Origin of the sequence: Streptomyces griseomycini, assembly GCF_014203535.1 — a bacterium.
Classification (GTDB): domain Bacteria; phylum Actinomycetota; class Actinomycetes; order Streptomycetales; family Streptomycetaceae; genus Streptomyces; species Streptomyces griseomycini.
Genome location: NZ_JACHJI010000010.1, coordinates 199572 through 223090, shown reverse-complemented (window position 1 = coordinate 223090; position 23519 = coordinate 199572). Strand labels below are relative to the sequence as shown.

The 23519-nt window shown below is 74.0% G+C and carries 19 protein-coding genes and 4 pseudogenes; 13 read left to right on the top strand and 10 right to left on the bottom strand.

The window, feature by feature from the left end:
• The first annotated feature begins 96 nt into the window (after positions 1–96).
• A complete protein-coding gene (locus FHS37_RS27045; RefSeq protein ID WP_184825852.1) occupies positions 97–2544 on the top strand; it encodes a SpoIIE family protein phosphatase in 2448 nt (815 codons plus the stop codon).
• Between the two features lie 15 nt (positions 2545–2559).
• On the opposite strand, the gene FHS37_RS27040 is transcribed toward FHS37_RS27045, so the two are convergent.
• Positions 2560–3252, bottom strand: coding sequence for a type 1 glutamine amidotransferase domain-containing protein (locus tag FHS37_RS27040; protein WP_184825850.1), 693 nt, complete (start codon positions 3250–3252; stop codon positions 2560–2562).
• Positions 3253–3414: 162 nt separating this feature from the next.
• Here FHS37_RS27040 and FHS37_RS27035 point away from each other — a divergent pair, with 162 nt between their 5' ends.
• The 5 genes and pseudogenes from FHS37_RS27035 to FHS37_RS27015 all read left to right on the top strand — a co-directional run bounded on the left by FHS37_RS27035 (position 3415) and on the right by FHS37_RS27015 (position 7535).
• Complete coding sequence (locus FHS37_RS27035; RefSeq protein ID WP_184825848.1) at positions 3415–4362, top strand: LysR family transcriptional regulator; 948 nt, start codon at positions 3415–3417, stop codon at positions 4360–4362.
• A gap of 59 nt (positions 4363–4421) precedes the next feature.
• Positions 4422–4841 (top strand): CBS domain-containing protein, encoded by a 420-nt coding sequence (locus FHS37_RS27030; RefSeq protein WP_184825846.1) that lies wholly within the window; start codon positions 4422–4424, stop codon positions 4839–4841.
• 419 nt (positions 4842–5260) lie between these two features.
• A complete protein-coding gene (locus FHS37_RS27025) occupies positions 5261–6010 on the top strand; it encodes a hypothetical protein (protein ID WP_184825844.1) in 750 nt (249 codons plus the stop codon).
• Positions 6007–6745 (top strand): annotated as a pseudogene (locus tag FHS37_RS27020) (SDR family oxidoreductase). The gene FHS37_RS27025 and the pseudogene FHS37_RS27020 overlap by 4 nt, the downstream one beginning before the upstream one ends.
• The gene (locus tag FHS37_RS27015; protein ID WP_184825842.1) at positions 6732–7535 is read left to right on the top strand and encodes a class I SAM-dependent methyltransferase; all 804 of its coding nucleotides are present in this window, start codon (positions 6732–6734) and stop codon (positions 7533–7535) included. The pseudogene FHS37_RS27020 and the gene FHS37_RS27015 overlap by 14 nt, the downstream one beginning before the upstream one ends.
• A gap of 252 nt (positions 7536–7787) precedes the next feature.
• On the opposite strand, the pseudogene FHS37_RS41155 reads toward FHS37_RS27015, so the two are convergent.
• Positions 7788–7961 (bottom strand): annotated as a pseudogene (locus tag FHS37_RS41155) (hypothetical protein); the annotation flags it as partial.
• Positions 7962–7997: 36 nt separating this feature from the next.
• The gene (locus tag FHS37_RS27005; RefSeq protein ID WP_184825840.1) at positions 7998–9932 is read right to left on the bottom strand and encodes a glycosyltransferase family 2 protein; all 1935 of its coding nucleotides are present in this window, start codon (positions 9930–9932) and stop codon (positions 7998–8000) included.
• Between the two features lie 217 nt (positions 9933–10149).
• Between FHS37_RS27005 and FHS37_RS27000 the strand changes: the two genes are divergently transcribed.
• On the top strand, positions 10150–10653 hold the full coding sequence (locus FHS37_RS27000; RefSeq protein WP_184825838.1) for a metallophosphoesterase family protein: 504 nt from the start codon (positions 10150–10152) through the stop codon (positions 10651–10653).
• 433 nt (positions 10654–11086) lie between these two features.
• Here FHS37_RS27000 and FHS37_RS39895 read toward each other — a convergent pair.
• The 3 genes and pseudogenes from FHS37_RS39895 to FHS37_RS26990 all read right to left on the bottom strand — a co-directional run.
• A pseudogene (locus FHS37_RS39895) lies at positions 11087–11194 on the bottom strand (XdhC family protein); the annotation flags it as partial.
• Positions 11187–12152, bottom strand: coding sequence for a vWA domain-containing protein (locus FHS37_RS26995; RefSeq protein WP_184826094.1), 966 nt, complete (start codon positions 12150–12152; stop codon positions 11187–11189). The pseudogene FHS37_RS39895 and the gene FHS37_RS26995, both read right to left, overlap by 8 nt.
• A pseudogene (locus FHS37_RS26990) lies at positions 12138–12489 on the bottom strand ((2Fe-2S)-binding protein); the annotation flags it as partial. The gene FHS37_RS26995 and the pseudogene FHS37_RS26990, both read right to left, overlap by 15 nt.
• Positions 12490–12707: 218 nt before the next feature.
• Between FHS37_RS26990 and FHS37_RS26985 the strand changes: the two are divergent.
• Complete coding sequence (locus FHS37_RS26985) at positions 12708–14681, top strand: elongation factor G (protein ID WP_184825836.1); 1974 nt, start codon at positions 12708–12710, stop codon at positions 14679–14681.
• Positions 14682–14716: 35 nt separating this feature from the next.
• Here the strand turns inward: FHS37_RS26985 and FHS37_RS26980 are convergent, their stop codons facing one another.
• From FHS37_RS26980 to FHS37_RS26965, 4 genes are all read right to left on the bottom strand, one after another.
• Positions 14717–15979: a YncE family protein gene (locus FHS37_RS26980; protein ID WP_184825834.1), complete on the bottom strand. Its 1263-nt coding sequence runs from the start codon at positions 15977–15979 to the stop codon at positions 14717–14719.
• 191 nt (positions 15980–16170) lie between these two features.
• Positions 16171–16545: a nuclear transport factor 2 family protein gene (locus tag FHS37_RS26975; protein ID WP_184825832.1), complete on the bottom strand. Its 375-nt coding sequence runs from the start codon at positions 16543–16545 to the stop codon at positions 16171–16173.
• Positions 16546–16636: 91 nt separating this feature from the next.
• A complete protein-coding gene (locus FHS37_RS26970) occupies positions 16637–17002 on the bottom strand; it encodes a nuclear transport factor 2 family protein (RefSeq protein WP_184825830.1) in 366 nt (121 codons plus the stop codon).
• Between the two features lie 125 nt (positions 17003–17127).
• On the bottom strand, positions 17128–18882 hold the full coding sequence (locus FHS37_RS26965; protein WP_184825828.1) for an ABC transporter ATP-binding protein: 1755 nt from the start codon (positions 18880–18882) through the stop codon (positions 17128–17130).
• Positions 18883–19050: 168 nt separating this feature from the next.
• Between FHS37_RS26965 and FHS37_RS26960 the strand changes: the two genes are divergently transcribed.
• The 5 genes from FHS37_RS26960 (at position 19051) to FHS37_RS26940 (ending at position 23462) form a co-directional block, all read left to right on the top strand.
• Positions 19051–20136 carry an S-(hydroxymethyl)mycothiol dehydrogenase gene (locus FHS37_RS26960; protein ID WP_184825826.1) on the top strand — a complete coding sequence of 362 codons (1086 nt, stop codon included), beginning with the start codon at positions 19051–19053 and terminating at the stop codon, positions 20134–20136.
• A complete protein-coding gene (locus tag FHS37_RS26955; RefSeq protein ID WP_184825824.1) occupies positions 20136–20765 on the top strand; it encodes an MBL fold metallo-hydrolase in 630 nt (209 codons plus the stop codon). The genes FHS37_RS26960 and FHS37_RS26955 overlap by 1 nt, the downstream gene beginning before the upstream one ends.
• Before the next feature lie 99 nt (positions 20766–20864).
• The gene (locus FHS37_RS26950; protein ID WP_184825822.1) at positions 20865–21779 is read left to right on the top strand and encodes an SDR family oxidoreductase; all 915 of its coding nucleotides are present in this window, start codon (positions 20865–20867) and stop codon (positions 21777–21779) included.
• A gap of 49 nt (positions 21780–21828) precedes the next feature.
• Positions 21829–22632 (top strand): SDR family NAD(P)-dependent oxidoreductase, encoded by an 804-nt coding sequence (locus tag FHS37_RS26945; RefSeq protein ID WP_184825820.1) that lies wholly within the window; start codon positions 21829–21831, stop codon positions 22630–22632.
• A 134-nt stretch (positions 22633–22766) separates the two neighbouring features.
• Entirely contained in the window at positions 22767–23462 is a 696-nt protein-coding gene (locus FHS37_RS26940; protein ID WP_184825818.1) for a L,D-transpeptidase family protein, read from the top strand.
• Positions 23463–23519: the final 57 nt, after the last annotated feature.

The following is a 23519-nucleotide window of genomic DNA, read 5'->3' as shown; positions in this document are numbered from 1 at the left end:
CGGTCGTCCGGCCGGGCCGCGGACGTGCCGCCGCCCGCTCCCGGAACGGCCCCGGAACGTTCACAGGGGCTGCGCAGGGGTCCCATAAGCGCTGTAATGGCCAACGTGGTCGGTGAGGGCGCTGCGGGACGCAGCACGAGAACGCTGCGTGCGGAAGGCGCCCTGAGGACGATCGCGGCCGATCAGGAGTCCCCCGAACGCGTGCGCAGGGTCCTGGAGCAGGCCCTCGTCTTCGCCGGCGCCGCGTTCGCCGCCGTGTACGCGCCCGGCGCGGACGGTGAGCTGCTGTGTCTCGTGGAGTCCGTCGGAGTGCCGAGGACCCTGTGCGGGGTGCGCGACAGCTACCCCGTCGCCGGGCGTTCCCCGGCGGCCGAGGCCCACCGGGGCGGGCGACCGGTGTGGCTCGGCCCGAGGGACCTCGCCGCGCAGGCCCAGTCGCGACGCGTGCCGAGCCGTGACTTCTTCCTGGCGGCCCTGCCCCTGCGCGGCGACGGCGGCTGTCTGCTCGCGGTGAGCGACCACCCCGGCGGGTTCGACGCCGACGACCGGGCCTGCCTCGACCTCGTCGCCGACGGGATCGCCTTCCCCGCGGCGCCCGCGGCCCCCGACGGCGGTGACCTGCCGCCGGGCTCCTTCAGCCTGGCCATGGACACCGGCCGGCTCCGGGTGGGCGAGGACATCCTGGACCTGTTCGGCCTCGACCCGGACGACTTCGACGGACGGGTGGAGACGCTGATGGGCCTGACCGTGCCGGAGGACCTGCCCTCGCTGATGTCCGTGGTCGAGGCCGACCACATGACGATCGGCGAGCGGGAGCTGGAGTTCCGGGTGCTGCAGCCCGCCGGCCCGCCCAAGTGGCTGCGGCTGCGCGGCCGGCTGGTGCCCGGCGGCGAGGGACGCCCGGCCCGTCTCGTGGGCTCCGTCGCCGACGCCTCCACGCTGCGTTCCGACATCACGGACGTCGCCCGCGTCCAGCGGCTCGCCGCCGCACTGGCCACCGCGGTCACCGTCCACGACGTCGGCAAGGCCGTGGTCGCCGCGCTGCGCCGGCCGCTGCGGGCCGACCGGATCGCGATCGCCGAGCTGGAGAACGACCGGCTCGTCGTCACCGTCCTCGACCCGCCGGAACCGGAGGCGTGGCCGGAGCTGTGGCGCGCGGAGTGGCGCACCGAGTGGCCCGACGCGCCCGTGCGCACCATGCCCACCCTCGCCGCCGCGCTGCGCGAGGGCCGCACCGGCATCTGGCCCGCGGGGTCCCCGCTGGAGACCGCCCTCGCCGAGGTCGGCCCGGGCGGTCTGGCCGTGCTGCCGCTGCCCGCCGGGAACCGCATGGCCGGCGCCTGCCTCATCGGCTGGGACACCCCGCACGACTTCGGCGCCGACGAACGCGCCCTGCTCACCGCCGCCGCCGGGCTCGCCGGACAGGCACTGATGCGGGCCCGCGCCTTCGACGCCGAGCACGAGCTGGTCGGCATGCTCCAGCGCCAGCTGCTGCCGCGCCGCCTGCCCCGGCTGCCGGGCGCGGTCGCGGTCGCCCGCTACCTGCCCAGTACGGCCGGCCTGGAGCTGGGCGGCGACTGGTACGACGTGATCCCGCTGCCGGACAACCACGTCGCCCTCGTCATCGGCGACGTCCAGGGCCACAGCGCCGGCGCCGCCACCCTCATGGGCCAGATGCGCACCGCGCTGCGCGCCTACGCCGTCGAGGGCCATCCCCCGGACGTGGTGGTGTCCCACGCCAACCGGCTGCTCGTGGACATGGAGACCGACCTCTTCGCCACCTGCTGCTACGTCGACATCGACATGGAGGAGGGCTTCGCCTGGTGCGTACGCGCCGGACACCTGCCGCCGGTGGTGCGCCATCCGGACGGCTCCACCGAGATCGCGGAGACCGAGGGCGGCCCGCCGCTCGGGGTGATGACCCAGGCCGACTTCCCCATGAGCCCGCTCCGGCTCCAGCCCGGCACGCTGGTCGCCCTCACCACGGACGGCCTGGTCGAGTCCGCCGAGGCCGACATCGACGAGGGCATGGACCGCCTCGCCCGGCACCTGTCCGCCGCCGACCCCGCCCACCTCGGACTCGTCGCGGACGCCCTGCTCGGCAACGCCCCGCGCAGTGACGACGTGGCCTTGCTGCTGGTGCGCTACGACGGCATGGCCACCCGCCCGCTGCGGGAGAGCTGGACCGTGTGGCGGGTGCCCCAGGCGGTCGGGCACGCCCGCCGCTTCACCCGGCGCACCCTGCGCTCCTGGGGGGTCACCGAGGACCTCGACACCGCGCTGCTCGTCGTGTCCGAACTGGTCACGAACGCCCTCGTGCACACCGACGGCCAGGTCCGCCTCGACATCGCCCTCGTCAACGACCGCCTCCGCCTCGCGGTCGCCGACGCTTCGCCCCGCACCCCCGTCAAGCCGACCAGCATCGGCTGGGAGGCCACGGGCGGCCGGGGCATCCTCCTCGTCGAGGCCGTGTCGGCGGCCTGGGGGACCCTTCCGGTCAGCGGGGGAAAGCAGGTGTGGGCGGAGTTCGTCCTGCAGCGGTGACGCCCCGCCGGCCCCTCAGAGCCGCTTCAGCAGTTCCTCGGCGAGCGGCGCGGAGGACGCCGGGTTCTGCCCGGTGACCAGGTTGCGGTCGGTCACCACGTTCGGCGCCCACGGCGCTCCGGCCCGCACCCGCACACCGGCCTCGGTGAGCCGGTCCTGGAGCAGCCACTTCACCTTGTCGGCGAGACCGCCCTGCGTCTCCTCCTCGTTGGTGAACGCCGCCACCTCGTAGCCGGCGAAGGCGTTCGTCCCGTCGGCCCGCACGGCGGCGAGCAGCGCGGCCGGGCCGTGGCAGACCACGGCGAGCGGCTTGCCCGACTCCAGCGCCCCGGTCAGCAGCCGACCGGATCCGGGGTCCACGGCCAGGTCCTCCATGGGTCCGTGGCCACCGGGGTAGAAGACGGCCGCGTACTCGTCCAGGCGGACGTCCTCCAGCCGGACGGGCCGCCGGAGCTCGGTGAACGACCGCAGCGCCTTCGCGATCCGGTCGGCGTTCTCCCGGCCGCCGTTCGCCTCGGGCGCGAGGGACGCCCGGTCGACGGGAGGCACCACCCCTCCGGGCGTGGCGACGACGACCTCGTGGCCCGCGGCCCGGAACGCCTCGTGGGGAGCGACGGCCTCCTCGGCCCAGAAACCGGTGGGGTGCGTGGTGCCGTCGGCCAGCGTCAGACGGTCGGCGCCGGTGACGACGAACAGGATCTTCGACATGTGCTCACTTCCCGATGCACGGATGACTTCGACACCCCGACGGTAGGGTGCCGGACTCCCGTGAATCCAATGCCCGATTCCATGACACCCATAGGAAAACCCATGGCTGGGCGGAGAGGCGCCGCGGCCCGGCAGGCATAGGCCTCCCCTAGGCTCCTCCCCGTGAGGCATAGCGATCCCCATGACTCCACCGAGGCCGGCGCGGCCCCGCCCGCGCAGCCCGACCTGAACCTGCTGCGGACCTTCCTGACGGTGTACCGGTCCGGGTCCTTCACGGCCGCCGCCCGGATCCTGGGCCTGTCCCAGCCCACCGTCACCACCCAGATCCGCTCGCTGGAACGGCACACCGGCCGCGAGCTGTTCGAACGGCTGCCCCGCGGAGTCGCGCCCACCGCCGTGGCCGACGAACTGGCCGCCCGGATCGCCGCCCCGCTCGACGCGCTCGCCGAGGCCGCCGGACACGGCCCGCCCGGCCGCGTCCGCCCCCGCCCGGTCCACCTCGCCGGACCCGCCGAACTGCTCTCCACCCGGGCGCTACCCGCGCTCGCTCCGCTGGTGGCGGGGGGAACACGGCTGCGCGTCACCATGGGCCTGACCGATCAGCTGCTCGACGAACTGCGCACCGGTCGCCACGACTTGGTCATCGCCACGGCCCGGCCGCGCGGCCGCGCCCTGTCCGCGGTGCCGCTGACCGACGAGGAGTTCGTCCTGGTCGCCGCCCCCGCCCTGGCCGACGGGATCCGCGGACGCCTCGCCGCCGACGGCCCCGGCGCACTGCACGGCGTCCCCCTGCTCGCCTACGCCGAGGACCTGCCCATCGTCCGCCGCTACTGGCGGCACGTCTTCGGCCGTCGCCTGAACTGCCACGCCGCCGTTTCCGCCCCGGACCTGCGGGCGGTGCTGGCCCTGGCGGTGGCCGGGGCGGGCTTCAGCGTGCTGCCGCGGTACCTGTGCGCCGGGGAACTGGCCCGCGGCGCCCTGGTCCTCCTCGACGAGCCGGAGGACGCCCCGATCAACACCAGTTTCCTGGTGCAGCGGCCAGGCGCCTCGGACAACCCCCACGTCGCACTCGTCCGCGACCGGCTGCTGGAGGCCGCCCGAGCCTGGTGACCGAGCCGCTCCGCCGGGTACCCGGCGGGCGACAGAGACGACGTGGAGAGGAGCATGCCATGACACAGCACGTCCGCGACATCATGACCGGCACACCGGTGAGCGTCGGGGCGAACACCTCCGTCGCCGAGGTCGCCCGCATCATGCGCGACCGCGACCTCGGGGCCGTCCTGGTGACGGACGGCGACCGGCTGCGCGGGCTGGTCACCGACCGCGACCTGGTGGTGCGGTCGGTCTCCACGGGCGGTGACCCGGAGGAGACCACCGTGGCCGGGGCGTGCAGCGAGGACCTGGTGACCGTGGGCCCCGACGACGAGCTGGACCTCGCGGTGCGGCTGATGCGCGAGCACGCCGTGCGCCGCGTCCCGGTCGTCGAAGGCGGGCACCCCGTCGGCATCGTCTCGCTGGGTGACGCGGCCATGGAGCGCGACCCGGAGTCGGCCCTCGGCGACATCAGCGTGGCCCGGCCCAACACCTGAGTGCGGCCCCCGCCCGCGGACCGGGAACTCCCGGATCCGATGGGGGTGTCGGGGTCGCGACGCCCCGCCGGGCAGCCGCGTGTTTGTCCGGCGGGGCGCGGGGGACCCGGAGGGCAGGATCCAGAAGGAAGATGATGCGGCGTGACCTCGGAGACCAGTGACGAACCCCGCCCCCGCCGAGCGGAGACCGGTTGGGCGAGGGCCCGGCGACTGCGGAGCGAGAAGCCCCTGCGGACCTGCCTGCCGGCCGTGGACCGCGGTACCGCCGGCACCCCGGACAAGGGCCTGGAGGGAAACATCGTGAGAGGTGAGGACTAGCGGGGATCCCAGCGGCTCCCCGGCCCTTTCCCGGGATTTCCTGATGAACGAGTAAAACAAGTGACGTCCGTGCCGCCGGAATCACGACTATGGTGAGTCAGATGAAGGCTCTCGTGCTGTCCGGCGGCGCCGGAACCCGGCCGGGGCCGATCACCCACACCTCGGCGGAACGACCGGTGCCCTCCCACGGGTGGGAGTCCCTCGCGGACGCGGTCGGCGCGGGGCCGAAGTCCGGTCCGCAGGTCACCCGCGTTCTCCAGGGAGATCCTCCGGGACCGGCCCGCGCACTGCTGACCGTCCGGATCGTCCGGCACCCGGTCGACTCCCGCGCCGACGCGCGCCGCACGGTCATCCGGGGCCACGGGAAGGACACCGGCGACGTCGTCGATCCGCCGGAGGCCGACCGCTCCGTCCGTACGCCGTGCGCGTCCGACGCACCGGGGGACACCACGCCGGACGAGCTCATCCGCGCCGGCACCCTCGACGACCTCGAACTCGGCCACCCCCGGCCGGAGCCGGCGCACGGCGAGGGCCGCGACGCCGACCTGCCCGCCCCGGCCCACCACCGCTCCCAGGGCCGGCCCGACGAGGTCCGCGACATCGGCGGCACCGAACTCACCGGCCCGTTCCCCGAGGCCTGCGGCGCCGGCCGGGGCCGCGTGGAGCACGTCGAGGACCGCGAGGGCCACGTCCCGCACTGCTCCGCCGACCGGACCGAGGCCGGCGACGAGCTCGGCCACCGCCCGCGCCACCGCTTCACCGCCGGCCTCACCGAGGCCGTCGCCCGGCACCGGGACCACCGCGCCCGGCGGGAACCGCTCGAGCGGCGCGGGGCGGGGGAGCGGGCATGACCCGACCGGTCACCGGCGCCGACGGCACGCCCGGCCGGGACGTCGCCGACGAACCGCCCCGGCGCGGCGAGCGGGCCACCGGCCTCGACCGGGCCACCGGCCTCGACCGGGCCGCCCCCGACGTCACCCGGGCCGGCGCCGTCGACCGGGCGCTCGCCGGGCACCGCCCCCGCCCCGTGGCCGACCGCGCCGCGTACACGGCCGTCGACGACGCCGGGACCGACGGGGAACGCGCCACCCCGATCAACGGCGACGGGCCGCGCCTGCTCGCCCGCGCCCCCCACGGCGCCCGGCCGATCCACGTCTCCTCCGGCGACGCCCGCGCCACCCCCTCCCCGGAGGACCACCCCACCGCCCCGCGCACCGCCCGCGGCCACTTCGGGCTCGCCGGCGAGCCGGCCGTGCCGGAGGAACCGCCCGGTGCGAGCGCGGTGGTGCGTACCGCTTGGCTCTCCGGGGGCCACGGCACTAACTTCGTGCGGAAGATGATCGGTCCCGAATCCCGCCGCCCCACCGTCGACGTCGTCGACGACCGGCGCGGGCGGCCCCCCTGGAGCGCGGACGTCGCCGAGCGCACGGCCGACCCCGGGGCCCGCGCCGCGCCCCGCTTACAGCGCGCTCGCGCACGGCCGCCGGCAGGAGATCGGCCTGCCGGCGCCACGCGACCGGCGCGCCGCCCTGCACGAAGCACTGCCCGGAATCCGCAAGGAGAGTCCCCTTCGTGAAACGCCATGAGTTCCTGCGGGAACTGCACAAGGTCAGCGCCAACCGCAACTACCTGGAGATCGGTGTCAACGACGGCCGCAGCCTGCGCCTGTCCCGCGTCCCCAGCATCGCGGTCGACCCCGCCTTCAAGGTGGTCTCGGAGCTGAAGTGCGACGTCCACCTGGTGAAGGCCACCAGCGACGACTTCTTCGCCCGCGACAACCCGCTGGCCCACCTCAAGGGCGGCCGGCACCCGCTGCGCAATCTGCGCCGGGGACGCAGCCCCTTCGGCCACTGGCGCCGCACCACACTCGACCTGTCGTTCATCGACGGCATGCACCTGTTCGAGTACGCCCTGCGCGACTTCATGAACGTCGAGAAGCACTCGGACTGGTCCAGCGTGATCGTCCTCGACGACATGCTGCCGCGCAGCGTGGACGAGGCCGCCCGCGACCGGCACACCACCGCCTGGACCGGTGACGTCTACAAGATCACCGAGGTGCTGGCACGCTACCGCCCCGACCTGGTGACCGTGCTGGTCGACACCCAGCCCACCGGTCAGCTCGTGGTCTTCGGCGCCGACCCGGACAACACGGTGCTGCACGACAAGTACGACGAGATCATGGCCGAGTACAAGGTGCCCGACCCGCAGAAGGTGCCCGAGGCGATCCTGGAGCGGGCCGGGGCGGTGCCGCCCGAGGCGCTGCTCGAGGCCGGGTTCTGGCGCGCGCTCGCCCAGGCCCGCAACCGCGGGCTGTCGCGGCGCGTGGGCTGGGAGCCCCTGCGCCGCGCCTTGGAACAGGTCGGCGTCAGCCGCTGAGTCCCCGGCCGCGCGGCTCCTCGTGGCGTGCGCGGCAGGCCTCGTACGAGGCGGCCGGCCGAGGCGCTCCGCCTCGGCCGGCGCGGGCGCCTGCTCGTCCTCGGGACGGCACCGGTCGGTGTCCTCCGGCCAGGCGAACCCGGACGCCGGGGCCGGCGGGTGCACGCCGTGCCCGCGCTCGGGCGCGCAGCCGGACGAGCCCGCCCGCAGGTCGGCCACCGCGTCGAGGACCGCCCCGCGCGCACAGGTCGCGTACGTGGCCCGGCGGCACGTCCGCGACGTGCACCCCGCGCAGCGCCCCCGGCGGGACACCGGGCAGTCGGTCTGCGCCGGTGACGGGTCGTGCCCCGCCGCCTCGCGGAACTCCTCGCCCCGGTACCACCCGTGGAAACCGCCCCGGTCGTCCGGGAAGACCCCGGGCTCCAGGCCCAGGCCCCTCCGGCCTCCGGCTCCCGCACGCCGTCACCGCCTCCCGCTGATCACGGGTGCCACCTTCGTACGGGCGGCGCCGAGCACGCGCCGCACCCCGCGCGCCAGTTTCCGCACCGTCCCGGGGCGCGGCACGGGCACCACCAGCATCCGGCCGCCGCCGGCGCGCAGCGCGAACGGCAGCCCCGCGTACCGCGGTTCCGCCGCATCGGGGTCCGGGGCGAGGGCCACCCGCCAGATCCCCCGGGGGAGCCCGGAGGGCAGCGCGGCCTCCAGCCGCGACCCCGGTCCCTCCGGTTCGCCGGTCAGGGTGCCGGAGGCGTGCAGCGTCCGGCCGGAGGAGGTGAACCTGAGCCGCACCGCGGCGCCGTCCGGCGCGTGCAGCGGGAGGCGGGCGCGCAGCCGGAGTCCGCAGACGGTGACGTCCGGCCGCCGCACACCGCCCAGACCGAGCCGCCTGCCCTCGACGGCCGCGTCCAGCGAGAGGTTCCCGTGCGGCTCGGTCCAGTACGGCAGGACCACACGGCCGCCGACGACGCCCGCGCACGGTTCGGGGCGGGTGGCCCGCGGGGCCGGGCCCAGCCGGCACTCCTTGGTCCAGCCGCCCAGCTTCACCCGCACGACGGCGTCCCACACGGCGTCACCCGGCAGGGCGGCGGGATCGACGGTCGCGGTCGCCCGCAGCACCAGCCGCACCCGCTCGCCGTCCTCGACGGAAACCGTCTCCCGGGCGAACTCCACGGGCTGGAAGTACGGGGCGGCGCCGGCGCGTTCGCGCAGCAGCAGATCCACGGTGGCCTGGCCGAAACGGGCCGTGGTCTCCGCACCGACCCACGCCACCGCCTCCTCGACGTCCTTCGGCGGGTCGTCGAGCGGGGTGCGGCCGGCGTCGGCGGGGAACGTCATCGGCTCCCGGGCGGAGGCGTACTCGGCGGTGAAACCGATGTGCAGCGAGCCGCCCCGCCACTCCACGTCCGTCGGAGCGGCCGTCGCCGCGACCGACGCCTCCCACTCGGCGAAGGCCACCACGTCGTCGTACCGGTCGGCGGCGGCGAACGCGGCGACGACCTGCTGCGTCGGCTGCAACCCGGCCGCGACGCCCGGGCCGAACCGCTCGACGACGACCTTGTGGATCTCCGCGAACAGTTCCCGGCGGTAGTCGTCCGGCAGCGCCAGCAGCCGCCGGGCGCGCAGCCGTTCCACCATCTCCACCCGCAGCCAGCGGCGGAACAGCCGGTCGCGCACCGGCCCCGGCTCGGTGTACCGCTCGACGACGTCGAGCGCCTCCCGCAGGTTCTGGAAGTACCCCACCGGGTCGAAGCGCTGGAAGCCGGCGTTCGAGGCGTCGTCGCGTCTGATGTGGTAGTAGCAGACGTAGTCGCCGAGCACGGAGACGTTGTCCGCGCGCAGGTAGGCCTCGGTGACGAAGACGTGGTCCTCCAGCCGCCGCCCCTCCGGGAAGCGCAGCCCGATGCGGTCGAGGAACTCCCGGCGGAACATCTTGTGCGGGGTGAGGCTGTCGATCAGCGGGGCGTTCTCGACCGTGGCCCGCGGGTGGTTGCGGCGGAACAACTCCACCGGCACCCCGCGGTTCTTGCCGGCCATCTTGCCCACGACCACGTCCGCGCCGTTGGCCACGCCGTAGTCGTACATCCGCTCCAGGGCCTCGTCGCCCAGGTGGTCGTCGTTGTCGACGAACATCACGAACTCGCCCCGGGCGGCGGCGATCCCGACGTTGCGGGGCTTGCCGGGCCAGCCGGAGTTCTCCTGGTGGATCACCCGCATCCGGGGGTCCTCGGCGGCGAGCCGGTCGAGCCGGGCCGGTGTCCCGTCGGTCGAGCCGTCGTCGACGAAGATCGCCTCGTACTCGTCGGGGGGCAGCGACTGCCGCTGCAGCGAGGAGATGCAGTCCTCGATGTAGGTCCCCGGGTTGTGGACGGGAACGATGACGCTGACCTTGACCGGCATCGAGATCGAGGGCCTTTCGGGTCACTTGTCGCCGAACGTGACGGCTTGGCACGTGTTGCCCGATCGTAACCCCGCGGCCACCGTGGTCCCGTCCTTCGGCCACGGCCGGGACCGTGCCGTGACCCTCGTCGGACGCTCCCCCCGATCGGCTTGCGCGAACGGCCGCCCGGGGCGTGGCGGGACGCGGGACGGCCGGCGCCGCCTAGGCTGTGTGTCCGTGCGACTGCTCCTGACGTCCGACACCCACCTGCCCAGGCGCGCCAAGCGGCTCCCCGAGCCGCTGCTCGACGAACTCCCGCGCGCGGACGTCGTCTTCCACGCCGGGGACTGGGTCGACACGGCCACCCTCGACCTGCTGGAGAGCCGCAGCCGCCGCCTCGTCGGCGTGTACGGCAACAACGACGGACCGGAGCTGCGCGCCCGGTTGCCGGAGGTCGCGTACGTCGAACTCGACGGGCTGCGCTTCGGCGTGATCCACGAGACGGGTCCGGCCCGAGGGCGCGAGGCCCGGTGCGCCGCGCGGTTCCCCGACCTGGACGTGCTGGTCTTCGGACACAGTCACATCCCGTGGGACACCACCGCCGCCACGGGGCTCCGTCTGCTCAACCCGGGTTCGCCGACGGACCGCCGCCGGCAGCCGCAGTGCACCTACATGACCGCCGCGATCACCGACGGCCGGCTCGACGAGGTGGAGCTCCACGGGCTGCCGCCGCGGAGGTGAGCGTGTGCCGACGGGCCGGGCCGCTTCGTTTCGGTGGAAGCGGCCCGGGCGCTGCGAGTAGATGCGCTCTCACGGACCTCCTTCCCACGATCGGAGGTGGTACCGGGCGACTACCCCTCCTCGCCACGCTCACACACCTTTCTTCCAGGTTCGCCGCCGCCTGCGTGTCCGCACGGCCAGCACGGCCACCACGACGGCGGCCGCGAGGGCCGCGGCGGCGCGCTCGGCGACCGGCAGCCCGGCGGTGCGCAGCAGGTCGAGGGGCTCCTCCCGCGGGGTGGACTCGCCACGTCCGTCGTGTCCGCCACGTCCGAGGCACCGCCCGGGTCGGCCGTACCGCCCGCGACCGCGTCCGCCGGCGGCTCCGACAGCCGCTCCGAGAGGCACGCGGCGAACCGGCCGACGATCCGCTCGCCCACCTCCGCCGGCACCCCGCGCCCGGACCGCGCGGCGCGCTGCGGCTGACCTCGACGACGGTGGCCAGGCCGAACGGCGCCCGGGCCGCGTACCAGCGGCCGAGCACCGGGAGGACGTCACGCACGATCCGCTCCTTCCACGGGCACCCCGTTCACCGGGCGGTCTCCCCGCACCACCGCCGCCGGCCGCTCCAGCGCGGCCAGACTGTGCCCCTCGACGAACGGGTCCACGCTCGGCAGCGCCGCCGTCCCGGCCGCCAGGGGCGCGTAACCGGGCCGCGCCTTGAGCGGGTTGGCCCAGATCACGTTGGCCCGGATCACCCGGTGCGCCAGCCGGTGCAAGCGTCGCATCCGGTCCGAGAGCAGCTCCGGATCGCCACGCTCGCACCCGTCCGACAGCAGCACCACGACCGCGCCCCGCGCCATACCGCGCTGCCCCCAGCGGCCCAGGAACGCGTGCAGCAGCTCGCCGAGCCGGGTACCCCCGCGCCAGTCGGGCACGGCCGCCGCGACCGCCGCCGTCGCCCTCTCCGGGTTCCGGTGGGACAGCTCCCGGGTGAGCCGGGTGCCGACGGCGAACACCTCGGTGCGCGGGCCGCGCGCGGCGGCGTGCGCGAACCGCAGCAGCGCGTCCGCGTACGGCGCCGTGGACCCGCTGACGTCCACGAGGAGCACGACCCGGCGGGGCCGCTCGGCCCGCACCCGGTGCCGCAGCCGCGCGGGCTCACCGCCACGCCGCAGCAGTTCCCGCACCGTCCGCCGCGGACCGACCTCCCCGCGCCGGGCCGCCCGCCGCCGCGCGGTACGCCGCACCTGCTCGCGCTCGGCGGGGCTCAGCCCGGCCACGTCCCGGTGGCGCAGGACCTCGGTGGCGGCGGCGAGGGCGGGCACGGGCGGAGTCCGGTCGCCGGACCCGGCGGGGGACAGGGGGCCGGTCCGCGCCTCCCGCACGGCCGGCCGCGGCCGGAGCGGGGGAGCGGGCGCGGGGCGGGGGTCCGGTCCTCCACCGGGGCCGAAGTACGCGGCGAACGCCCGCTCGTACCGCTCCAGGTCGTCCCGGCTCCCGCAGGCGGCGGCCAGCACGGCCCGCACGGTGTTCTGGTAGCCCGTGCAGCGGCACAGGTTCCCCCCCCAGGGCCTGCCGCACCTCGTCCGCGGTGGGGTCCGGGGTCTCCCGGAGCAGGTCGCGGGCCGCCATCAGCATCCCCGGTGTGCAGTAACCGCACTGCAGCGCGTGCCGTTCGTGGACCGCCCGCTGCAGGCCGGTCCACTCCCCGTCCCGGGCGAGGCCCTGCACGGTGGTCACCGCGCAGCCGTCCGCCTGCACGGCGAGCACCGAGCAGCTCTTGGCGCTCTCGCCGTCCAGGTCGACCGTGCAGGCCCCGCAGTCGGAGGTGTCGCAGCCCACGGGGGTACCGGTCGGTCGCCGAACGTGATGCGCGTCGCTCCAGGGCGGCTTCCGGGGGCGGGGCGAGAGCCGCGACAGGCTTCTGTTGAGCGTTAATCCGTTGTGCCGTCCGTGCCTGTCTGCTGCACTGCCGGGGAGAACGCCGTCGAGGTTCCGAGGAGCAGCAATGCGAGCACCGTTCATGTCCCCCCAGGAAGGAACGCCCCGCTCTCCGAAGGACATGACGCTTCGTGCACGTGATCAATCTGGGAATCCTCGCCCATGTCGACGCCGGTAAGACCAGCCTGACCGAGCGGCTGCTGCACTCGGCCGGCGTGATCGACGAGATCGGCAGCGTCGACGACGGCAGCACCCGTACCGACACCCTCGCGCTGGAGCGCCGGCGCGGCATCACCATCAAGTCCGCCGTCGTCTCGTTCCCGCTCGACGACGTGACGGTCGACCTCCTCGACACGCCCGGTCACCCGGACTTCATCGCCGAGGTGGAGCGGGTGCTCGGCGTGCTGGACGGCGCCGTGCTCGTCGTCTCCGCCGTCGAAGGGGTGCAGGCGCAGACGCGGGTGCTCATGCGCACCCTGCAGCGGCTGCGCATCCCGACCCTGCTCTTCGTCAACAAGATCGACCGGCGCGGGGCCCGGGAGGCGGACCTGCTCCGGGCGGTCTCGGCGCGCCTCACCCCGGCGATCGTGCCCATGGGCACCACCGACCGGCTCGGCACGCCCGAGGCCCGTTTCGTCCCCGGTCTCCCCCCGGCCGCCCTCGACGTCCTCGCCGGCCACGACGACGGGCTGCTCGCCGCGTACCTGGACGGCACGGTGACGGACCGGCGCCTGCGCGCGGCCCTGGTCGAGCAGAGCCGGCGGGCGCTCGTGCACCCCGTCTACTTCGGCTCCGCCGTCACGGGCGCCGGCGTGGACGCACTGCTGGACGGCGTCAAGGAGCTGCTGCCACCGGCCGGCGGCGACCCCGACGGGCCGGTCTCCGGCACGGTGTTCAAGGTGGAGCGGGGACCGGCGGGGGAGAAGATCGCCTACGCGCGGATGTTCTCCGGCACGCTGCGCACCCGCGACCGGGTCCCGTTCGGCCGTGACGGCGGGGCGGCGGGCCGGGTGACCGGGATCAGTGTCTTCGGCCACGGCACGGACACGCGCGCGGACGCGGTGCCGGCCGGCCGGATCGCCCGGCTGCGGGGCCTGGCGGACGTCCGCGTCGGCGACGTGATCGGCGAACCCCGCAAGGCGTACGGGCACCTCTTCGCACCGCCCACCCTGGAGACCGTCGTCGTCCCCGGGCCCGGCGTGGACCAGGGCGCGCTGCACCTCGCGCTCACCCGGCTGGCCGAACAGGACCCGCTGATCGGTCTGCGCCACGACGAGGTGCGGCGGGAGACCTCCGTGTCGCTCTACGGCGAGGTGCAGAAGGAGGTCGTCCAGGCCACCCTCGCCGAGGAGTACGGGCTGGACGTCACCTTCCGGGAGACGACGCCGCTGTGCGTCGAGCGGCCGGCCGGATCCGGGGCGGCCGTCGAGTTCATCGGCGAGGACCCGAACCCGTTCCTCGCGACGGTCGGTCTGCGCGTCGATCCCGCACCGGCCGGCGCGGGGGTGGACTTCCGGCTGGAGGTGGAGCTGGGCTCGATGCCGTACGCCTTCTTCAAGGCGGTCGAGGACACCGTGCGGGAGACGCTCGCACAGGGCCTGCACGGCTGGCGGGTCACCGACTGCACGGTCACCATGACCCACTCCGGTTACTGGCCCCGTCAGAGCCACGCGCACCAGGGCTTCGACAAGAGCATGTCGAGCACCGGCGCCGACTTCCGGGGCGTCACCCCGCTGGTCCTGGCCGAGGCCCTGCGGCGGGCGGGAACCGTGGTGCACGAACCGGTGCACCGCTTCCGGATCGACGCCCCGGCGGACACCCTCGGCGCACTGCTGCCGGTGCTGGCCGGACTGGGCGCCGTGCCGCGGACCACGGAGACGCGCGGTGGTCTGTGCGTGCTGGAGGGCACGGTGCCGGCCGCCCGGGTGCACGCGCTGGGGCGGCGGCTGCCGGGGCTGACCCGGGGCGAGGGCGAGCTGGAGAGCGCCTTCGGGCACTACGCGCCCGTCACCCACGGCACGGTGCCCCGGCGCCCGCGCACGGACCACAACCCGCTGAACCGGAAGGAGTACCTGCTGAACGTGACACGGAGGGTGGGCGGCTGAACCTCACCGCGCCGCCCTCCGCCGGTCCGCTCGGCTCAACCGCCGGACGGGGCGGGCCGGCCGCCCGCCACCCGACCGAGGCGCACCCGCTGCGGGTGGTCGCCGACGGGTACGGACACGGTCTTCTCGCCGGTCGCGAAGTCGATCGCCGTGACCCGGTCGGCGCCGCTCTCGGAGACCACGCAGGACCTCCCGTCGCCGCTGACCGTCGCCCAGTACGGCTTCGACACGGTGACCAGCGGGCCCTCCGCCAGGGTCGTGCGGTCGACGACGGTCGCGTAGTCGTCCATGGTGCCCGCCACGCAGATCTTGCTGCCGTCCGGCTTCAGCGTGATGCCGTGGTGGCGCGAGTCGTTGACCCAGGTGGTGCGGTCGTCGCTGGTGGCCGGGTTCTTCGGCAGGGTCTTGGTGCGGGTGATCCGGTCGGTGACGACGTCGTACTCGAGGAAGCCGTTGAAGAACGACACCTGGAAGTACAGCTTCGACCCGTCCGGGGAGAACGCGGCCGGACGGACCGCGTCCGAGTGGTCCTTCAGCCCGGCGGCGTCGAGCCGGTCGCGCATGTCGATCACCTCGACCCGCTCGAAGGTGGCCGCGTCCACGACGGTGATGCGCCGGTCGCCCTTCGTCCAGTCCAGCCAGGTGGCGTCGAGCGCGGTGTTCACCTCGCCGATCGACATGTTCCAGATGTGCCTGCCGTCGGCGCTGAAGACGTTCTCGTGCGGCTTGTCGCCGGTCCTGAACGAGCCGAGCTCCTCGCCGGTCCCGATGTCCAGGACGTGCACCGTGTTGGAGGTGGAGGCCGAGACGGCGACGCGCCCGCCGTCGGGGGAGACGGCCATGTGGTCGGAGCGGTAACCCGAGACGGGGAAGCGCCAGTTGATGCGTCCGGTGGCGAGGTCCAGGGAGACGACGTCGGCGAAGCTGGGCCGGGAGACGACCACGGACCTGCCGTCGGGTGTGGAGTACATGTCGTCCACGAACTGGTCGTGGCCCTCACCGACGCTGTTGCGGATGGCCATGAAGTGGATCCAGCGGATCGGGTCGGCGTTGATCTCGGCCATCCGCTCGTCCTTGTCGGGGATCACGTCGATCCTCCCGATCCTCGCGAAGTCGCCGGTGGACTCGAGGACATCGGCGGTGCCGTCCCAGTTGTTGCCCACGAACAGCACCTCGCGCAGGGCGGCGGCGGAGCCCGGGGCGGATGCGGCCGCGGTGGCGACGGCGGTGGGGGCGGTGACGGTCAGGGCCAGGGCGGCGACGACGGAGCACAGGCGCCCGGTTCTGCGGACCGGCATGACTGCTCCCTCCTCTGGGGTGGGGGGTGGGCCGTACTTCATGACGAGAACATGCCAAGCAGGAGCAGGGGTCCGGGCGGGGATGCTCCCGGAATCAACTTACTGAAAAGTAAGGAGGGTTCGCCCGCACCACAAGACTGCGTACACGACAAAACAGGGCGCGCGGTGGGGAGGGCGGGGACTTCCGGCGATCAGACGGAGGGCTTGATGTCCCCGGCGAAGACGATCATCTGGTCGATCAGTCCCCGCCGCAGGTGCACGACATCGGTGCCCGCCAACCGCGGGCCACCGCCAGGCGTCGTGAAGACCCACCGGTACCGCGCCCACTCGTCCGGCGCGTCCACCCCCGAACAGCGGACCATGGTGCCGGGCCCGGCCGGGTGGCGCCGGATGTCCAGGACGAACCGCTCGACCGCCTCGATCCCCTCGCTCCTCCCGAGAGGCCCCCAGAGGACGACGTCCGGGGTGAGCGCCTGCGCGAGCAGGGCGGTCACGTAGGTGTCGTCCGAGGCGTTGAACGCCGAGATGAAGGTGTCGATCGCCGACTGCGCCGTGTCTTCGTGCATCCCCCAGTCATACCAGCCGGAACCCGTCCGGGGACGGCTCCCGGGCGAAGAGCCCCCGTACCGCCGTCCCCCGGTTCCTCCTCGTCCGTTCCTACTCGTCCCAGGCCTGGATCATCGTCTGCTCGGTGATCCTGCCGTCCCGCAGCGAGAGCATCGACTCGGAGAGCACCCGCACCCCGTCCGGGTACACGCAGCTCTCGCTGTAGGCGGCGCGATCGCCCTGCACGACGCACTGCTCCAGCTTGTGCGTCATGTCACGGCTGTAGACGTCGTCGAGCATGGCGGCGATCTCGTCCCTGCCGTGCAGGACCTTGGGGTGGCTGGGCTGGGTGTTGCGGTCCACGATGCGCAGTTCCGCGTCGTCCGCGTACAGCGACACCAGGGTCGCCGACGTGTCGGCCTCGATGCCCCGGCGCAGTGTGCCGGTGTCGAAGGCGGGGTGTGCCGCGGTTGTCATGACGACCTCCTCCGAGGCCCGCGGCCCGGTTCTCCGGCGGGCCGTGAAGGCCTCTCCTACGAGCCTCCTCCGGCCCGGCGGGCACGGCAAGCCCGGCCCGGACGCCCGCCGGGGCACGGCCGCGCTCACTCCCCCGTGGCCAGGAACTGCGTCGCCGCCAGCTCCGCGTACAGCGGATCGGCGGTCACCAGCTCCCGGTGCGTGCCGACCGCGCGGACCCGGCCCGCGTCCATCACCACGATCCGGTCGGCCATCGTCACCGTGGACAGCCGGTGCGCGACGACCAGCACCGTCGTCGTACGGGCCACGTCGGCGACGGTGTCGCGCAGCGCCGCCTCGTTCACCGCGTCGAGCTGCGAGGTGGCCTCGTCGAGCAGCAGCAGCCGGGGCCTGCGCAGCAGGGCGCGGGCGATGGCGACGCGCTGGCGTTCGCCGCCGGACAGCTTGGTGCCGCGATGACCGACCAGGGTGTCGAGCCCGTCCGGCAGCCTGGACACCAGACCGTCCAGCCGGGTCGTCTTCAGCACCCGGGTCAGGGTCCCGTCGTCCGCCCCGGGATTGCCGAGCAGCAGGTTGTCCCGCAGGGAGCCCGACAGCACCGGCGCGTCCTGCTCCACGTAGCCGATCGCGGCCCGCAGCCGCGGCAGCTCCCAGTCGGCCAGATCGCGGCCGTCGAGCCTGATCACGCCGGAGTCGGGGTCGTAGAACCGCTCGATGAGGGAGAACACGGTGGTCTTGCCCGCGCCGGAGGGGCCGACGAACGCGGTCATCCCCCGGGCCGGCACGGTGAACGTCACCCCGTGGTGGACGTACGGCAGGTCGTCGGCGTACCGGAAGCGGACGTCCTCGAAGGCGAGCGCGGCGGGCTCGGTGCCCGGGGAGGGCAACGGCGCGGGCTCGGCGGCCGGTTCGGCCGGCAGCCGCAGCGCCTCCTGGATCCGGGCGAGGGCGGCACTGCCCGTCTGGTACTGCGTGATCGCGCCGACGACCTCCTGGATCGGCGCCATGAGGTAGAAGACGAACAGCAGGAACGCCACCAGCGTCCCGATGTCGACGGCGCCCGTCGCCACCCGCGCGCCGCCCACCGCGAGCACCGTGATGAACGCGATCTGCATCGCCAGCCCGGCCGTGTTGCCCGCCGCGGCCGACCACTTGGCGGCGCGCACGCTCTGCCGCCACGACTCGTGCGCGGCCTCGTGCAGCGTGCGCTCCTCCCGGGGCTCGGCGCCGGACGCCTTCACCGTGCGCAGCGCGCCGAGCACCCGCTCCAGCGAGGCCCCCATCACGCCGACCGCGTCCTGCGCCTGCCGGCTGGCCCGGTTGATGCGCGGCACGATCACACCGAGCACCGTGCCCGCGCCCGCGATCACGGCCAGGGTGACGCCCAGCAGCACCGGATCCACGAAACCCATCAGCACCACGGTCGCGATCAGCGTGAGCCCGCCCGTGCCGAGACCGACCAGCGAGTCCGTGGTGACCTCCCGCAACAGGGTGGTGTCGGAGGTGATGCGGGCCATCAGGTCACCCGGCTCACTGCGGTCCACGGCCGTGATCCGCAGCCGCAGCAGGTACGACGACAGCGTGCGCCGTGCCCCGAGGACCACCGACTCGGCGGTGCGCCGCAGCACGTACGAGCCGAGCGCGCCCAGCACGGCGTTGGCGACGACGAGCGCCGACATCGTCAGCAGCGCGCCGGTGATGGCCCGGTCGGCGGCGAGGTCGTCGATCAGCTCACGGGCCACCAGTGGCAGCATCAGCCCCGTGGCGCCGGTCATCAGCGACAGCACCGCGCCGCCCAGCAGGGCCCACCGGTGCGGCCGGACGTATCCGAGGAGCAGCCGCCACGCGGGCGGACCGGACTCCTGTGCTGTGATGGTCACATCATCCTTTCGTCAGTGAGGCGTTCAGGCTACGTCGTGGCGCGGGGCCCGCGGCGCGGCGGGCGGCAGGCGCGCGCCACGACCTGCCGCGGGGCCGGTCACCCCCTTACCGATCAGTCACGCGTAGGGTCGGGGGGACGAACAGCGATCGACGAAGGAGTCGGCACCATGGCGCAGGAAGTACGCGGTGTGATCGCCCCGGGCAAGGACGAGCCGGTACGGATCGAGACGGTCCTCGTACCCGACCCGGGGCCGGGAGAGGCGGTCGTCCGCGTCCAGGCCTGCGGGGTGTGCCACACGGACCTGCACTACAAGCAGGGCGGCATCAGCGACGACTTCCCCTTCCTGCTCGGCCACGAGGCCGCGGGCGTCGTCGAGTCGGTGGGCGACGGCGTCACCGACGTCGCGCCCGGCGACTTCGTGATCCTCAACTGGCGCGCGGTGTGCGGCAAGTGCCGCGCCTGTCTGCGTGGACGCCCCTGGTACTGCTTCGACACCCACAACGCGAAGCAGAGGATGACCCTCACCGACGGCACCGAACTCTCCCCGGCCCTCGGCATCGGCGCCTTCGCCGAGAAGACGCTGGTCGCCGCCGGGCAGTGCACCAAGGTCGACCCCGCCGTCTCCGCGCAGGTCGCCGGGCTGCTCGGCTGCGGGGTGATGGCCGGCATCGGCGCCGCCATCAACACCGGGAACGTCGGCCGGGGCGACTCCGTCGCGGTCATCGGCTGCGGCGGCGTCGGGGACGCGGCCGTCGCCGGGTCGCGCCTGGCCGGAGCGGCGAAGATCATCGCCGTCGACATCGACGACCGCAAACTCGAGACCGCGCGCTCCATGGGCGCCACCCACACCGTCAACTCCCGCGAGACCGATCCGGTCGAGGCGATCCGCGAGCTCACCGGCGGCTTCGGCGCCGACGTCGTCATCGAGGCCGTCGGCCGCCCCGAGACGTACGAACAGGCCTTCTACGCCCGCGACCTGGCCGGCACGGTCGTCCTGGTCGGCGTCCCCACCCCCGAGATGAAGATCGAACTGCCGCTCCTCGACGTCTTCGGTCGCGGCGGCTCCCTGAAGTCCTCCTGGTACGGCGACTGCCTGCCCTCCCGCGACTTCCCGATGCTGATCGACCTCCACCTCCAAGGCCGCCTGGACCTGGCGGCGTTCGTCACCGAGACCATCCAGCTGGACGAGATGGAGAAGGCGTTCGAGCGGATGCACCGCGGCGACGTGCTGCGCTCGGTGGTGGTGCTGTGATGACCGCCCGCATCGAGCGACTCGTCACCTCCGGCCAGTTCCGCCTCGACGGCGGCACCTGGGACGTCGACAACAACGTGTGGATCGTCGGCGACGACCACGAGGCGATCGTCATCGACGCCGCCCACGACGCCGACGCCATCGCCGAGGCCGTCGGCGACCGCCGGCTGACGGCCATCGTGTGCACCCACGCCCACAACGACCACATCGACGCCGCGCCCGCCCTCGCCGAGCGCACCGGCGCCACCATCTGGCTGCACCACGACGACCTGCCGCTGTGGAAGCAGACCCATCCGGACCGCGACCCCGACGCCTGGCTGCTCGACGGCCAGGTGATCGAGGCGGCCGGCGCCGACCTGACGGTGCTGCACACCCCGGGGCACGCGCCGGGGGCGGTCTGCCTGTACGACCCCGGACTGGCGACCGTGTTCACCGGCGACACCCTCTTCCAGGGCGGTCCCGGCGCCACCGGCCGCTCGTACTCCCACTTCCCGACGATCATCGACTCGATCCGGGACCGGCTGCTGACCCTCCCGCCCGACACGGAGGTCCTCACCGGCCACGGCGAGGGCACCACCATCGGCGCGGAGGCCCCGCACCTGCAGGAGTGGATCGCACGGGGCCACTGAGGACCTCCCGGACGACCGGCTCGAAAAGGCGACAGGAGATGTCCGGCTTACCCGTCATCCTCGAGGGGACAGCGAAACGCGGGTGACGGGAGGCCGGACATGTCGGAGCCGTTGGAGGGCAGGGTCGCGCTGGTGGCCGGGGCGACCCGGGGGGCCGGACGCGGCATCGCCGTGGAACTGGGGGCGGCGGGCGCGACCGTGTACGTCACGGGCCGCACCACCCCCGCCCGCCGCTCCGAGTACGACCGCCCCGAGACCGTCCAGGAAACCGCCGACCTGGTCACCGAGGCCGGCGGCACGGGGATCGCGGTGCCGACCGACCACCTCGAGCCGCAGCAGGTGAAGGCGCTGGTCGACCGCATCGCGGACGAACAGGACCGTCTCGACGTCCTCGTCAACAACATCTGGGGCGGCGAGACGCTCTTCGAGTGGGACGTCCCCGTCTGGGAGCACGATCTCGACAAGGGGCTCCGTCTGCTGCGCCTCGCGGTCGAGACCCACGCGATCACCAGCCACCACGCCCTGCCGCTGCTGCTGCGCCACCCCGGCGGGCTGGTCGTCGAGGTCACCGACGGCACCGCCGACTACAACCGCGACACCTACCGCAACTCCTTCTTCTACGACCTGGCCAAGTCCTCCGTCCTGCGCATGGGCTTCTCCCTCGGCCACGAACTCGGCCCCCGGGGCGCCACGGCCGTCGCCCTCACCCCGGGCTGGCTGCGTTCGGAGATGATGCTCGACCACTTCGGGGTGCGCGAGGACAACTGGCGCGACGCCCTCGACCGCGTCCCCCACTTCGCCATCTCGGAGACCCCGCGCTACGTCGGCCGGGCCGTCGCCGCGCTCGCCGCCGACCCGGACGTGGCCCGGTTCAACGGCACGTCCCTCTCCAGCGGCGGACTCGCCCGGGAGTACGGCTTCACCGACCTCGACGGCAGCCGCCCGGACGCCTGGCGCTACCTCGTCGAGGTCCAGGACGCGGGCAGGCCGGCGGACGTGACCGGCTACCGCTGATCCGGCCCGGTTCCTGTCGCGGTGATCGTCCCGGCAGTACCTTCATCCCATGACGACGGACACGAGGCGCTTCGAGGGGTACGGGGTTCTCATCACCGGGGCGGCCCGCGGCATCGGCGCGGCCACCGCCCGGCGGTTCGCCGAGGAGGGGGCGCGGGTCCTGGTGGCCGACGTGGACCCGGCCGAGGCGGAGCGGACGGCGTCGGCCCTGCGGGACCGGGGCCCCGGCGCCGAGGCCGTCGCCTGCGACGTGGCCGACCGGGCGTCGGTCGAGGCGGCCGTCGCCCACGCCGTGGACGCCTTCGGCTCGCTCGACGTGCTGGTCAACAACGCCGCCCACTGCACACCCGACGCGCCCCGCTTCGAGGACGAGCCGGACGGGGAGTGGGCCCGCGACCTCGACGTCACCCTCACCGGCGCGTACCGCTGCTGCCGTGCGGCACTCCCGCACCTCGCCGCCTCCGGCCGGGGCGCGATCGTCGGCATCGGCTCCGTCAACGGGCTCCAGGACTTCGGCAACCACGCCTACAGCGCGGCCAAGGCGGGCCTGGTCTCCCTCACCCGCACCCTCGCCGGGCACGCCGGGCCCCGGGGCGTGCGCGTCAACCTCGTGGCGCCGGGGACCGTCCGCACCCGCGCCTGGGAGGGCCGGGACGACGACCTCGAGGCGGCCCGGCGGCTCTACCCCCTCGGCCGGGTCGGCGAACCGGAGGACATCGCGGCCGCCGTCGCCTTCCTCGCCTCCCGCGACGCGTCCTGGATCACCGGAACCACCCTCGTCGTCGACGGCGGCATCACGGCGGTCAATTCGGGGTTCCGGCAGGCGCTGCGACGGCCCGGGGAGGGGCGGTGAGTCCTGGGGCCCGGTCGAATGTCACCGTTCTGTCGCGGCCCGGCCACCCGTACAACCGATTCTCCCGGCCGCCCGTCTACCTGGCAGAGTGCGCGGGTCACGCGCCCACTTCCGCGGGAAAGGCAGGTCGGACCATGGGCTACACAGGGAGACGGGGTGCCGTCGTCCTCGGGATCACCTCGCTGGTGACCCCGCTCACGCTCGCGCTCGGCGCCGCACCGGCGCAGGCCGCGAGCTGCACCACCAAGGCGGGCCCGTACCAGAAGCAGGTGGAGAAGTTCCTCGGCCGCCCGGTCGACGGCAAGCAGTCCTCCGCCGACTGCAAGGCGACCCGCGCCTTCCAGACCAAGCACGGCATCACGCCGAACATCGGGTACGCCGGTCCCGTCACCTGGGGCGTGATGGACCTGATGAACAAGCAGAAGGCCGTCGGGAAGAACCCGAACAAGTCGGGCAAGTGTCCGGTGAACAAGGGCCGCATCGCCTGCGTGAACCTGACGCTGCAGCTCAGCTGGATCCAGGACGGCAAGAAGCTCGTGTACGGGCCGGTACCGGTCCGCACCGGCCGCGACGGCTACGAGACCCGCACCGGCCTGAAGAAGGTCTACTGGCGCAACATCGACCACGTCTCCACCATCTACGACGTGCCGATGCCCTACAGCCAGTTCTTCGACGGCGGGCAGGCCTTCCACTCGGTCGGCGTCAGCATGTGGAACCCGCCCGGCTCGCACGGCTGCGTCAACATGACGAAGACCGACGCCAAGAAGTACTGGTCGCTGCTGAAGAAGGGCGACGACGTGTACGTCTACGGCCGCAAGCCCGGCACCTGATCCGTTCCGGCGGCCCGGGATGTGAACTCCCCCACCTTCCTTGGCAGATGGACGTGA